The 12,490-nt window shown below is 64.2% G+C and carries 12 protein-coding genes; 7 read left to right on the forward strand and 5 right to left on the reverse strand.

Translation table 11 applies throughout. The features are described from left to right. Positions 1 to 17 precede the first annotated feature (17 nt). Together WA702_RS15625 and WA702_RS15630 are read left to right on the forward strand one after the other, a co-directional pair. Positions 18 to 275, forward strand: coding sequence for a hypothetical protein (locus WA702_RS15625; protein ID WP_425111436.1), 258 nt, complete (start codon positions 18 to 20; stop codon positions 273 to 275). Positions 276 to 494: 219 nt separating this feature from the next. Beyond that, positions 495 to 911, forward strand: coding sequence for a hypothetical protein (locus WA702_RS15630; protein ID WP_425111437.1), 417 nt, complete (start codon positions 495 to 497; stop codon positions 909 to 911). 164 nt (positions 912 to 1,075) lie between these two features. Here the strand turns inward: WA702_RS15630 and WA702_RS15635 are convergent, their stop codons facing one another. After that, positions 1,076 to 1,720 (reverse strand): response regulator transcription factor, encoded by a 645-nt coding sequence (locus WA702_RS15635; protein WP_425111438.1) that lies wholly within the window; start codon positions 1,718 to 1,720, stop codon positions 1,076 to 1,078. A gap of 126 nt (positions 1,721 to 1,846) precedes the next feature. Here WA702_RS15635 and WA702_RS15640 point away from each other — a divergent pair, with 126 nt between their 5' ends. Beyond that, the gene (locus WA702_RS15640) at positions 1,847 to 3,136 is read left to right on the forward strand and encodes a histidine kinase (RefSeq protein WP_425111462.1); all 1,290 of its coding nucleotides are present in this window, start codon (positions 1,847 to 1,849) and stop codon (positions 3,134 to 3,136) included. Here WA702_RS15640 and WA702_RS15645 read toward each other — a convergent pair. Both WA702_RS15645 and WA702_RS15650 read right to left on the reverse strand, forming a co-directional pair. Then, a complete protein-coding gene (locus WA702_RS15645) occupies positions 3,128 to 3,487 on the reverse strand; it encodes a nuclear transport factor 2 family protein (protein WP_425111439.1) in 360 nt (119 codons plus the stop codon). The genes WA702_RS15640 and WA702_RS15645 overlap by 9 nt on opposite strands. A gap of 151 nt (positions 3,488 to 3,638) precedes the next feature. Further along, positions 3,639 to 4,343, reverse strand: a complete 705-nt coding sequence (locus tag WA702_RS15650; protein ID WP_425111440.1) for an HAD hydrolase-like protein — start codon at positions 4,341 to 4,343, stop codon at positions 3,639 to 3,641. Positions 4,344 to 4,505: 162 nt separating this feature from the next. On the opposite strand from WA702_RS15650, the gene WA702_RS15655 reads away from it, so the two are divergent. Beyond that, the gene (locus WA702_RS15655; protein ID WP_425111441.1) at positions 4,506 to 4,880 is read left to right on the forward strand and encodes a YciI family protein; all 375 of its coding nucleotides are present in this window, start codon (positions 4,506 to 4,508) and stop codon (positions 4,878 to 4,880) included. A gap of 111 nt (positions 4,881 to 4,991) precedes the next feature. Further along, positions 4,992 to 5,201 carry a hypothetical protein gene (locus tag WA702_RS15660; protein ID WP_425111442.1) on the forward strand — a complete coding sequence of 70 codons (210 nt, stop codon included), beginning with the start codon at positions 4,992 to 4,994 and terminating at the stop codon, positions 5,199 to 5,201. A gap of 56 nt (positions 5,202 to 5,257) precedes the next feature. Here WA702_RS15660 and fabA read toward each other — a convergent pair whose 3' ends face one another. Continuing rightward, positions 5,258 to 5,788 (reverse strand): bifunctional 3-hydroxydecanoyl-ACP dehydratase/trans-2-decenoyl-ACP isomerase, encoded by a 531-nt coding sequence (fabA, locus tag WA702_RS15665; RefSeq protein ID WP_425111443.1) that lies wholly within the window; start codon positions 5,786 to 5,788, stop codon positions 5,258 to 5,260. Between the two features lie 1,151 nt (positions 5,789 to 6,939). Between fabA and WA702_RS15670 the strand changes: the two genes are divergently transcribed. Together WA702_RS15670 and WA702_RS15675 are read left to right on the forward strand one after the other, a co-directional pair. After that, entirely contained in the window at positions 6,940 to 9,024 is a 2,085-nt protein-coding gene (locus WA702_RS15670; RefSeq protein WP_425111444.1) for a hydantoinase/oxoprolinase family protein, read from the forward strand. A gap of 2 nt (positions 9,025 to 9,026) precedes the next feature. Continuing rightward, entirely contained in the window at positions 9,027 to 10,685 is a 1,659-nt protein-coding gene (locus WA702_RS15675; RefSeq protein WP_425111463.1) for a hydantoinase B/oxoprolinase family protein, read from the forward strand. Between the two features lie 35 nt (positions 10,686 to 10,720). On the opposite strand, the gene WA702_RS15680 is transcribed toward WA702_RS15675, so the two are convergent. After that, positions 10,721 to 12,457, reverse strand: coding sequence for a Cache 3/Cache 2 fusion domain-containing protein (locus tag WA702_RS15680; RefSeq protein WP_425111445.1), 1,737 nt, complete (start codon positions 12,455 to 12,457; stop codon positions 10,721 to 10,723). Positions 12,458 to 12,490: the final 33 nt, after the last annotated feature.

Below are 12,490 nucleotides of genomic sequence, written 5' to 3' on the forward strand. Positions count from 1 at the left end.
GTTGAAGGAGAAACCGAATGGCAATTCTGGGCAAAGCCAGCCTCGCCGCCGCACTCGGAGCCGCAGCGTTGGCCATGTCGCCGACCGGTGCATCGGCCGCGATCGTCTGTTCCGGCGACGTGTGCTGGCACACGCATGAAACCTATACCTACCCGCCCGAGGCCAAGGTGATCGTGCACGAGGACAATTGGAAGTGGGGTCCATCCGAGCACTTCACCTTCCGCGAACATGAAGGCCGCGGCTATTGGCATGGCGACAAGTGGTCGACGTGGTAAGCAGCTGACGACCAGTCCCCGAACAACGCCGTGGGCGGCCATGCGGCCAGACCCACGGCGTTTTCGATTTCAGGACTTCAGCGCTTGTAGCAAAGAACCGCTGGGAACGATTGCCACTTTTTCCCGTTATAGACTGCGCGCATGTCTCGTCTGTCGGCGTGCGTTCGGGGACGGAATGGAATGCCAATATTTCGATATTTCCTGCTGGTAGGTGGCACGTTGCTTGGATTGCTTGTTCTGGCGGATTGGTATTTCCCGAATGCGCCGCGCGAAGCGTCCGCCGGTGATATCGACCGCTCCGTCATCCGCATTCACAGCAGCCAGCGGTGGCCCGCGCCGGTCAACATCGACACCAACGTCGTCATGCAGCAGGCCGCGCCTCCCGCCCGCATCGAACAGAGCGCCCAGGTGACCCCAGCGGGCAAGCCGGCCAGCGCCGCCTATGCCTATCTTCCACCGCCCGAGTCCAAGCCAACTGAGTCAAAGCCAACTGAGTCCATGCCAACCGAAGCGAAGCCGCTCGACAAGCCACAACGCCGCGCAAGCCGCATCGCCCGACTGTCGAAGCGAACCACGCACCGGCGGATCGTCGCATGGCAGCCGCTGTGGCAGCCGGATTGGCAATCCACCTGGTAGCTCGCGGGGCCGTAATTCGTAGTGCCGCCCGCGCAACAGGCCGGCACCAATGGTCACCGGAGACGTCTCGTTCGCAGAACTCATTGCCCCCGCGAAGGAGACATGTCCGGAGAGAGGAACTGGCCGCGTCAGCCAGCGCGGCCAGTTCCGGTTCTCTCACAGTATCAGCCGAGCTCCATCTCGACCGCGATGCGGACCAGGTCGGAATGGTTCTTGGCGCCGAGCTTCTGCTTCAGCAGCGAGGTGGTGTTGGCGACGGTCTTGTAGGAAATGCCGAGCGCGTCCGCGACCTCCACGATCTTGTCGCCGCGACCGAGCAGGCGCAGGATTTCCAGCTCCCGGGCGCTCATCTGCGTCGACGGATTGGCCTTGATCGCGGCCGCCGAGAACGTCACGGCCTGGGCAAGCTCGGGCGAAATGAATTTTTCGCCTGATGCCACCTTGCGGACCGCCTTCACGAACAGCTTCGGATCGTCGCCTTTCGAGATATAGCCCTGAGCACCCATCTCGGTGGCGCGCACCACAAAAGCCGGATCGTCGTTCATGCTGAACATGATGATCTTCGCTGTGGGATCATCCTTGCGGATCCGCCGCATCAATTCGAAGCCTGAGACGTCGGGAAGCTTGATATCGATGACGGTCACATCGGGCCGCTTCTGCAGGTAGGCCCGCTGGCCGGACTTGGCGTCGGAGGCCTCCTCGATCTTCACGGTGGGATCCGAGGCGAACAGCGACCGGCAACCCGAGACGACGACGGGATGGTCGTCGACGATCAGTACCCGGATGGTAGATTTCGGCGTATCCTGCACGGCTTCCCTCAATTTAAACGACCATAAGGCCTGCGGGAAAACTTGGAAGAGCAAATGATGTTTCCGCGAATTGGAATCGTCCCAATATGGGCGCGGCTCTCGCTACAGGCGAGGCTGTCCTTGCCGATGGTCGCGATGGTGCTCGCCTCGCTCGTCCTTGGCGGCATTGCCCTGGAGATCGTCTCCCCGGACCAGTTCGAATATGAGAACGCGCCGGGGGCCCGTTCCGCAAAAACGGTGGCTGCGGCCCTCAATGCAGCGCTTGCGGCGTCAGCCAACCCGCAGGCCACGCTCGACGCGTTCTCCGACGGGCTCGGCAAGACCGAGAGCATCGCCTTTCGTCAGCCCGCGTCCGACCGGCCCCTGGTTCGCATCGCCGATAGCCGCGTGCCGCACTGGTTCATCGCCTTGCTCAACATCCCCGACATCGGGACCGCCTACCCGGTGGCCATCGCCGGCCATCACGTCGGCGATGTCATCTTCACGCCCGACCTGTCGGCGGATATCTTCGAGAAGTGGATCGGCTTCCTGGCGATCACCTTGTCCGGCTCGGGACTGATGCTGATGGCGGCGCTGAGCGCGCATTTCACCACGGGCTCGGCGATTCGTCCGCTCGAGCAGCTTCAGCACGGCCTTGCACGGCTGCGCGCCGGCGAGTACGACAGCGCCATCCCCTGCAAAGGCCCGCCGGAGATCAGGAAAAGCTGCGAGGCGGCCAACCAGCTCTCACTGACGCTCAAGCAGCTCAGCCGGGACAACCGGACCCTGCTCCGCCGGCTCGTCTCGGTGCAGGATGACGAACGCCGGGAGCTCGCGCGTGAGCTGCACGACGAACTCGGTCCGCTGCTATTTGCGATTCGCGCCAATGCGACCGTCCTGTCCGAAGCGACGCCTGATGACGCCGAGCTACGCGCGCCGGCCCACGGTATCCTGCAGGCGGCCGAACGGCTGCAGCAGGCTCACCGCCGGATCCTGGAAGGGCTCACCCCGCTTTATGTCCAGGACCTGGGGCTGGCCCAGAGCATCGACACGCTGCTGCAAAATGTCCGCGCGCAGGCGCCGCAGCTCACACTTGTGGCCGGGATCGATCCGCGGCTGAACGACATCGACGGGGTGCTGTCGCAGACCATCTACCGGGTGATCCAGGAAAGCGTGACCAACGTGCTGCGGCACGCGCGGGCCACCAGGATCGATGTGGATGCGACCGTGAGGGAGGACGAGGTCGTGCTCGAGATATCGGACAACGGCGTCGGATTTCTGCCCCAGACACCCTTCGGACGAGGGCTGACCGGGATGCGTGAGCGGGTTCGCGCGCTCGACGGCATCCTCGCATTGTCACGAGAGAATGGCCGGACCTTGGTCCGCTGCCGCCTGCCGCCGGCGCATGCCGGTGCGGAAGAGGTTCAATCAACGTGAAGCTGGTTCGCAACGTGACGCTGGTTCGCAGCGCATCCGGGCAATTTTGCCGACCGTGTTGAACGCGAACACCACCTTGACCGGCTTGCCATCGTGGTTGAGGTACTCCAGCATCACGCCGTCAGTGACCGGCGTGATCTCCTCGAGCGCAAAGGCCGCGGGCGAAAACCCTTTGAGCCGTGACCGCCAGTAGGTCATGAGTTCCGAGCGGCCGGCGATATCGATCGCTTCACAGCCGCAGGTGATCCCGGCATCATCGGCAAAGCAATCCAGCACCAATTCCAAATTTTGATCCCGGCAGGCGTCGAGCCAATCCACGACGACCGCCATGTTGTCGAAATCCTCGGGCACTTGCGACCTCGTTCGGTTCCCTCATCGTGCCCTCCCTCCAGGACGAGGCGCTGGTAAGCCCGCGGTCCTTAACGACCCATGAATACGAGGTTGCACAGGCTTCACCGAGATGTCGGTTTGGTACTGGTGCTGCGACCGCAGGGAACCCGAGCTATTCCGGCACTGCTCCAAAGCGGCCGCCCTTCGGACAGCCTCCTGTCAACATCGACAAAACCGTTCGCGCGAGATCCGCGCTCGATGTCACCAGTCCATCTGCGCCGGCTGTTTCAAGTTCGTCCCGGCTGCCATAGCCCCAGAGCACACCGAGCCCGCGCATTTCGACCGCATGGGCACCGGCGATGTCATGGCGGCGATCTCCCACCATGAGACTGTGCGCGACATCGATCGTTTGCACAGAGACGATATGCGCGAGCAGCTCGGGCTTGTGGTCCAGTTCGCCGCCCGGCACCGAACCATGGATGTCGTCGAAATACGCAGCTAATTCCAGATGCTCCAGGATGCGGCGCGCGAAGACTTCACGCTTGGACGTCGCCAGATAGATCCGCAATCCCGCTTGCCGCATCGCGTGAAGCGCGTCGCCAATACCGGGATAAGGCTCGCTGCCGAACAGGCCGCTTTCGCCGTAATGCTGCCGATAGGCCAGCACGGCTTTATCGACGCGGTCGTCTCCGTGTGCCTGCAGCAAGGCACGCAGCATGTCTCCGAGCGGCGGCCCGATGAAGCGCGCGATGTCGAGCGTTTCGCTGGGCTCGTGGCCCAGAGCACGCAATGTCGCGAACGCGCTCGCGGCGATGCCGGGCTGCGAATCGATCAACGTTCCGTCGAGGTCGAGAAGTACGGAGCGAACGGGAGACATGTTCGAAACCTAGCGGTCGGCCGGCAGATCCGTCAACGCTGACCGATGACACTCAGCATCCGATGTCATGGGCGGCGAAAAATCTTCAGGCAATGTCGGGCCGACCAATTGCCGTTCGTCGTTCCCATGTGATGAGGCCGGTCGAGGCAGGGAGATCGAACCATGCGTGTGATGGTGCTGGTGAAGGCAACAGACGATAGCGAAAAAGGTGATTTCCCTGAGCCCTGGACCACCGAGATGATGGTGGCGATGGGCCGCTTCAACGATGAGCTGCGGCGTGCCGGCATCCTGGTCATGGCCGACGGCCTCAAGCCCTCCTCGCACGGCAAACGCGTCGCGTTCGAGGGGGCCGCCCGCACGGTCGTCGACGGGCCTTTCGCCGCGACGAGCGAGCTGGCCGCCGGCTTCTGGCTCTGGGACGTCAAGGACATGGACGAGGCGGTCGCCTGGGTGAAGCGATGTCCCAATCCGATGCCGGGGCCGAGCGAGATCGAAATCCGCCCGCTGTATGAGATGGCCGATTTGCAGCGCGGCTAAGAGGATCCCCGGCGATACAATGATGTCGGCAGCCGATCCGAATTCGGGAAAAAACGGAAACTTCCGTCGCACCGATGCGTTGGCGTCCGGCAAGTGTTCGGGAGCTGGACAATGGTCGACGACGGGTCGGTACGAACAGCGGTGGATGCGGCCTGGTCCGTCTATCGCGCGCGGCATCGCGACGTCGATGCCGCGGACGCGCGCCGCTGCCTCCTCGAACGTCATCTACAAAGGCGACGGGAAGCGCGCGAACACGGCGCCGAGGAGCTCACGGGTTTCGGCATCGGCTATCTCGAGCTGCTGCCCCATGACGAATGGTGAAAGTCATGAGCGAGCGCGCTTGCCGCGCAGCCCTTTTCAATTGATCGAGCCAGAGCTCAAGCCGCCGGTGCGATCAGACTGACCTTCATGTCCCTCGCAACATAGACACAGGTGTCGTCGGCAAACACGCGGCCGTCGGCGATTCCGAGTACGAGCTTGCCCCGCCTCACCTGGCGCATATCGACCTCATAGCGCACGCGCGTCACCTCGGGCGTGATATGGCCTCTGAACTTCACGTCTCCGACGCCGGTCGCGCGGCCCTTGCCCGGTGAGCCGGACCAGCCGAGCCAATAGCCGACCATCTGCCATAAGGCGTCCAAGCCCAGGCATCCCGGCATCACCGGATCGCCAATGAAGCGACACTTGAAAAACCAGAGGTTCGGATCGATGTCCAATTCGGCAATCACATGGCCCTTGCCGTATTCGCCGCCCACCATGCTGATCTCTGTGATGCGGTCCATCATCAGCATCGGCGGCGCCGGCAATTGCGCATTGCCCGGGCCGAAATAACCGCCTTCGCTCGACCTGAGCAGCTCTTCCTTTGTGTATGACGATTGCGGCGTGTGAAAATCGTGCGGGCTGGACAAGACAGAGACCTCCGGTGATGACGATCGGCAGGGTCGGCGTCAGGTGACAGGGCCATCGGATATTCCATGCCTGCGATACGGATGTAATTTGGTCATCCCTCCATTCAATGCGATTGGCGATTATCCCGCACGACGGGGTATGTGCTTGACGACAGATCGCGTTTCGTCCACGGCGCCTACCCGACACGGCGGCAAAATGGCCCGCGCCGAAAAATTCATTTCGCAAGCGAGATCAACGCGATTGCAGCCACCGGGCGGTTTTGTCGGAAAAATTCACTTTCGTTTTTGCAGAAATCATGTTTTACTCGCGCCGTCCTGCCCCATGCAGAGGGACGTACGCGCGTCGTCACGAACGTCGGGTGCGGGATGCGGTGGGCGTGTCGGGTTGCAGCGCAGTTTCTTCGCGCCGACGAACATCCCGACGCGCACGGTGAAATCGTGTGGTCCTGGTCTCCCGGTGCTGAGATCAAGTCGGCGACAACGCTTACGCGTTGCGCACGCGATGATGTTTCGCATCACGCGGACGACGGGGGCAATCAAGCCGGTCCCCGAGGAGAGCGCGTATAAGCCGTCAAACATCGCGCAGGGAATGCCGGATGATCCGGCACCACCTGTGGTACCTGCCGCCAGCTTTCTTTCTTGCTGGCGGGCCATGGGTGAGGCCTTCACCCGGCATTCCCTGCGCCCTCTTGTTTTGGAGGGTGATCACGATCAATCGCTCGGACGCGACACGCGCCGCGAGGATGCTGAGACATGTTCTGTGAGGAGACATGCTCTGTGAGATGCGCGCGGTGCTTCTGCACTTTCCGCCGTCATCGCCCGCCACCCGGTCCGGCCTCCGGCCGGCCGGATGACAGGCTCCGGCGGGCGATCCAGTACGCCGCAGCCCCTCGATTCAATTATTGCCGTCTCTGGGATACTCGATCGCCCGGTCGAGCCGGGCGATGACAGCGGAGTATGTAGCTGCTGGGTCATTCCGGAATAGCGCGGCGAAAGAGCCGCGGCAAAGCATCGCGAAGCGCTCTTGGTCGCAATCTCAGGTGCAAGCCACGCCTCTGGCACATGGACTGTCATCGCCAGCGCGGCTGGCGCGGCGGCACGGGAGTTGCTCAAACTGGCTCCGCTTGCGGAAGCTTTCTGGAGACGTTGGAATGCTTGATAAGGCCGAAGTACGGCTTGCCGTCGACATCGGAGGCACGTTCACCGATATCGTGCTGGACGTGGGCGAGCGGCGCAGGACACGCAAGGTGCTGACGACACCGACGCGGCCCGAGCAGGCGGTGCTCGACGGTGTCAGGCTGATTCTATCAGATGCGCAGGCGCATATCTGCGATATCGACGTTTTCATCCACGGCACCACGCTTGCGACCAACGCCATCATCGAGCGTCGGGGCGCGAAGACCGCGCTGATCGCCACCGCGGGCTTCCGCGATGTCCTCGATATCGGAACCGAGAGCCGCTACGATCAGTACGATCTATCGATCGATAAGCCGAAGCCGCTGGTGCCGCGCAGCTTACGCTTCACCGTGCCGGAGCGCATCGACTCGCATGGCGCTGTGAGGCTGCCGCTGGATGAGGCCGCGGTGCGGGCGCTGGCGCCGCGACTGCGCGCGGCCGATGTGCAGGCCGTCGCCTTCGCCTTCCTGCATTCCTACGCCAATCCCGAGCATGAGCGGCGCGCCGGCGCAATCCTGCAAGCGGAAATGCCGGAGCTGTCGATCACGCTGTCCTCGGCGGTATGCCCTGAGATCCGCGAATATGAGCGCACCTCGACCGCGGTCGCCAATGCCTATGTGCAGCCGCTGATGGACAGCTATCTCGCCCGCATGGAGCAGGCGCTGCAGGCCGAGCAATTCCGCGGCGCCATCTATCTCGTGACTTCGGGCGGCGGCGTCACCTCGATCGCGACGGCGCGGCATTTCCCGGTGCGCCTGGTCGAATCCGGCCCCGCCGGCGGCGCCATCTTTGCGGCGCAGATCGCCGCGCGGCTCGGCGAGGCGAAGGTGCTCTCCTTCGACATGGGCGGCACCACCGCAAAAATCTGCCTGATCGAAAATTATGAGCCCGAGACTTCGCGCGTATTCGAGGTCGACCGCGCCGCGCGCTTCCTGAAAGGAAGCGGCCTGCCGGTGCGCATTCCCGTGATCGAGATGGTCGAGATCGGCGCCGGCGGCGGCTCGATCGCGCATATCGATGCGCTCAAGCGCGTCACCGTCGGCCCGGAGAGCGCCTCCTCCGAGCCCGGCCCAGCCTGCTATGGCCGCGGCGGCCAGCGTCCCGCCGTGACCGATGCCGACGTCGCGCTCGGCTTGATCGATCCCACCGCCTTTGCCGGCGGGACCATCACGCTCGATCCTGAGCTGTCGAAACAGGCCCTGCTCCGCGACATCGGCGCGCCGCTGGGCCTGTCGGCCGAGACCGCGGCCTATGCCGTACATGAGGTCGTCTGCGAGAACATGGCGAGCGCCGCCCGCGTCCATGCGGTCGAGCGCGGCGCCGTGGTCGGCCAGCACACCTTGATCGCCTTCGGGGGTGCAGCGCCGTTGCACGCTGCCCGTGTTGCCGAGAAGATCGGCGTTAACAAGGTGATCGTGCCCTCAAATGCCGGCGTCGGCTCGGCGGTCGGCTTCCTCGCCGCGCCCATCGCCTATGAGCTGGTGCGCAGCCGTCACGTCCGGCTCGACGATTTCGACACGGCTGCCGTCTCTGACCTCTTGCAGGAGATGGCCACGGAGGCCCGTGCGCTGGTCGAACCTGGTGCTGCCGGCGCGCCAGTGCGCGAGCGCCGCGCCGCGTTCATGCGCTATGTTGGCCAGGGCCACGAAATCAATGTCCAGCTGCCCAGTCGCCCGCTGACAGAGGCAGATCTGCCGGCGCTGCGCCAGTCGTTCGAGACCGACTATTCCGCTTTGTTCGAGCGACCGATTCCGGGCGCTTCGATCGAGGTGCTGAGCTGGTCGGTGCTGGTGACCACCGACGCCCGCAAGCCTCCTCAGGTCGTACAGGTCGCGCGGCAGCCGGCCACAAAGGCCGCAGGCAGCAGAAAGTTCTTTGACGGGCGCGCCGGCAAAGTGATCGAGATTCCCCTGTTCCGCCGCGAGGAGATGGCGCCGGGCGCGGTCATCACCGGCCCCGCCGTGATCGCGGAGGACGAGACCTCGACCTTCGTCTCCAACAGCTTCGATGCCTATATCGACGGTGCCGGCAGCATCGTCATGGAACGGAAGGCGGCATGACCATGTCCGACAACAACGGCGCGAGCCTGATCGACCTGCAGATCATGTGGCACCGGCTGATCGCCGTGGTCGAGGAGCAGGCACAGGTGCTGCTGCGCACCGCGTTCAGCCCGATCGTGCGCGAATGCGGCGACCTCTCCGCCGGCGTGTTCGACCTCAAGGGACGGATGCTGGCGCAGGCGGTGACCGGCACGCCTGGCCATGTCAACTCGATGGCGGAATCGGTGAAGCACTTCATCACCCATTTCCCGCTTCAGACCATGAAGCCGGGCGACGCCTACATCACCAACGATCCCTGGATGGGCACCGGCCATCTCAACGACTTCGTCGTCACCACGCCCTGCTTCAAGGACGGCAAGATCGTCGCGCTGTTCTCCTGCACCAGCCATCTGATGGACATCGGCGGCATCGGCTTCGGACCCGACGGCACCGACGTTTTCATGGAAGGCCTGTACATTCCGATGCTCAAGCTGATCGACCAGGGCGTCGTCAACGAGACCTTGATGGCTGTCATCCGCGCCAACACGCGGCTGCCTGTTGACACCGAGGGCGACACCTATTCGCTGGCCGGTTGCAATGATGTCGGCTGTCAGCGGCTGGTCGAGATGATGGCCGAATTCGGCATCGACACGCTGGACACGCTCGGCGACTACGTCTGCGACCGCTCTCGCGAGGCGGTGCTGGCGGAGATCGCTGAACTCCCCAAGGGCACCTGGTACAACGAGATGACCGTCGACGGCTATGACGCCCCAGTGACCTTGCGCGCGGCGCTGACGATTTCGCACACCGGCATCCATGTCGATTTCGACGGCACCTCGCCCGCCTCGAAATTCGGCATCAACGTGCCCCTGTCCTACACCACCGCCTACACTGTGTTCGGGCTCGGCTGCGTGGTCGCTTCGCAGATCCCCAACAATGCCGGCTCGCTGGCGCCGCTCACGGTGTCGGCGCCATCGGGCGCGATCCTCAATGCGCCGAAGCCGGCACCGGTGGCGTCGCGCCATATCGTCGGTCAGATGCTGCCGGACGTCGTGTTCGGCTGTCTGCGTCAGATCATCCCCGATCGGGTGCCGGCCGAAGGCACCTCGTGTCTGTGGAATCTCATCGTCCGCGGCCAGACCCGCTCGGGCACCGGCGGCAATTACGGGTTCTCGATGGCGGTGACCTCAAATGGCGGTACCGGCGCCCGCTTCGCCAAGGACGGCCTGTCCGCCACCGCCTATCCCTCCGGCGTCCGCGGCACGCCGGTCGAGATCGCCGAGACGCAGACGCCGCTGATCTTCTGGCGCAAGGAGCTGCGTCCCGATTCCGGCGGCGCCGGCCGCACCCGCGGCGGCCTCGGCCAGATCATCGAGGTGGCGAGTGGCGTCGATGCGCCGTTCGATATTCTGGCAGCGTTCGACCGCATCGACCATCCGCCGCGTGGCCGCGACGGCGGCCATAATGGCGAGGCCGGCTATGTCGGCCTGAAGTCGGGCAAGAAGCTGCGTGGCAAGGGCTTTCAGATCATCCCGCCAGATGATCGCCTTGTGGTGATGACACCCGGCGGCGCCGGCATCGGAGATCCAAGAGAACGCGCGCCGGAGGCTCTGCGCGACGATCTCGAGAGCGGCCTCGTGTCGGCGGACAATGCCGTCGCGATCTACGGCTCCGCGCGCTGACCGCCCCGGCCGGCCATTCGAGAACGACAGGCGGCTTACGCCGCCCGCATGCCGTCGAGGAATTTGTCGACCTCGGCCTTGAGTCGCAGGCTTTCTCCCGACAGCGACTGTGCCGAGGCAAACATCTTGTTCGAGCTCTCGCCGGTCTCGTCGGCCCCGCGGGCAGCGCTGCGGACAGTGTTGACGACCTCGGCCGTGCCGCTTGCCGCCGAGCGGACGCTCTGGGTGATATTCTGCGTTGCCGCGCGCTGCTGCTCGACCGCGGCCGAGATCGAGGTCGCAATGCCGTTGATGCGCTCGATGGTGTGGCCGATCGCCTTGATGGCGTCGACCGATTCCTGGGTCACGGTCTGCATGTTGGCGATCTGACTGGAGATCTCCTCGGTCGCCTTGGCCGTCTGGCCGGCCAAGGTCTTGACCTCCTGGGCGACCACGGCGAAGCCGCGGCCGGCATCGCCAGCGCGAGCCGCCTCGATGGTCGCATTCAGCGCCAGCAAATTGGTCTGCTCGGCAATCGAGGTAATCAGCTTGACGACGTCGCCAATCCGGGCGCCGGCTTCCGACAGTTCCTTGATGCGCTGGTCGGTGGCGCTGGCCTGCTTGACCGCCTCGGCCGCGATCTCGTTGGACTCGCGCACCCTGCGGCCGATCTCGGCGATCGACCCGGACAGTTCGTCCGAGGCCGCGGCCGCGGTGCGGACATGTTCGGAGGCAGCTTCCGACGCGCCGGCCGACTGGCCGGACAAGTCCGCCGTGGCGCGCGCGGTTTGCGTCAGTTGGCGCGCCTCGCGCTCGAACTCACCCGACGAGCTCAGCACGTGATCGATGATGCCGCCAACGGAATCCTGGAAGCCGTCGACGAAGCGCCGCAGTTCTGCCTTGCGCTGCTCGGCGGCGGCCTCGATCGATGCCACCTGCTCCTCGCGCATGCGCCGGCGCTCGCTGGAGGCGCTGCGGAACACGGCCAACGAGCGGGCGATCTCGCCTATCTCGTCGCCGCGATCATCACAATCGATCGCGACATCGCTACGCCCTTCCGCAATGGCGGTCAGCGCATGCGTCACTGCCGCCAGCGGCTTGGTGACACGCCGTACCACCACGAGCGTGAGGCAGAGAACCAGCAACGCTGCGAAGCCTGCAGCCATGATCATGGTCCGCATCGCCTGCGTCAGCATCGCATCGAGCTGCGCCATCGGGATGCCGACATAAAGGATACCGATCACCTTGCCCGCGGGATTGGTGACCGGGAAATAGGTGGTCATGAACGACTTGCCGAACAGGTTCACCGGTCCCGTATAAGCCTGGCCATGGCGCAGGAGCGCCTGCCCGGGATGATCGGCGGCGAGATGCGTGCCGACCGCGCGCTCGCCATTCTCCTTCTTGACGTTGGTCGAGCGGCGCACGAACTGGTCGCCCGCGTCGTCATAGGCGAACAGGGTCGCGTTGCCGCCGACATAGCCGACGGCGCGATCGACGATGCCGTGATCCTTGAGCTCGGGGAATTTTGCAATCTCGACCTGGCGGACGATATTGTCCTGCAGGGTCACCTTGGCGTCCGGAAACACCTCCGTGAAGGTCAGCGCCAAAGTGCGCAGATTGTCCTCGATGTCGCGCTTGGCGCGTGCGTTGAAGTCCGAGGACAGCGACCAATAGGCCGCGCCGACCACGAGCGCCGTGTTGAGAGCGATGACGAAGGCGGCGCCAAGCAGCGCCTTGGTCCCGAGCTTGAGCTTGACGGACAAGAGTTTCGACCTATCAAAATGCCAATCCATCCCAAATTCCGTGATCCGGTTTTCATCCCGATT

It is taken from the genome of Bradyrhizobium sp. (assembly GCF_049798375.1).
Classification (GTDB): Bacteria; Pseudomonadota; Alphaproteobacteria; order Rhizobiales; family Xanthobacteraceae; genus Bradyrhizobium.

Excerpts from the sequence above, each read along its gene's own strand:
- WA702_RS15675 (WP_425111463.1), top strand. The coding sequence starts at position 9,027 with ATGTCCGACAACAACGGCGCGAGCCTGATCGACCTGCAGATCATGTGG.
- WA702_RS15625 (WP_425111436.1), top strand. The coding sequence starts at position 18 with ATGGCAATTCTGGGCAAAGCCAGCCTCGCCGCCGCACTCGGAGCCGCA.
- WA702_RS15660 (WP_425111442.1), top strand. The coding sequence starts at position 4,992 with ATGGTCGACGACGGGTCGGTACGAACAGCGGTGGATGCGGCCTGGTCC.
- WA702_RS15670 (WP_425111444.1), top strand. The coding sequence starts at position 6,940 with ATGCTTGATAAGGCCGAAGTACGGCTTGCCGTCGACATCGGAGGCACG.
- WA702_RS15655 (WP_425111441.1), top strand. The coding sequence starts at position 4,506 with ATGCGTGTGATGGTGCTGGTGAAGGCAACAGACGATAGCGAAAAAGGT.
- WA702_RS15650 (WP_425111440.1), bottom strand. The coding sequence starts at position 4,343 with ATGTCTCCCGTTCGCTCCGTACTTCTCGACCTCGACGGAACGTTGATC.
- WA702_RS15680 (WP_425111445.1), bottom strand. The coding sequence starts at position 12,457 with ATGGATTGGCATTTTGATAGGTCGAAACTCTTGTCCGTCAAGCTCAAG.
- WA702_RS15640 (WP_425111462.1), top strand. The coding sequence starts at position 1,847 with ATGGTCGCGATGGTGCTCGCCTCGCTCGTCCTTGGCGGCATTGCCCTG.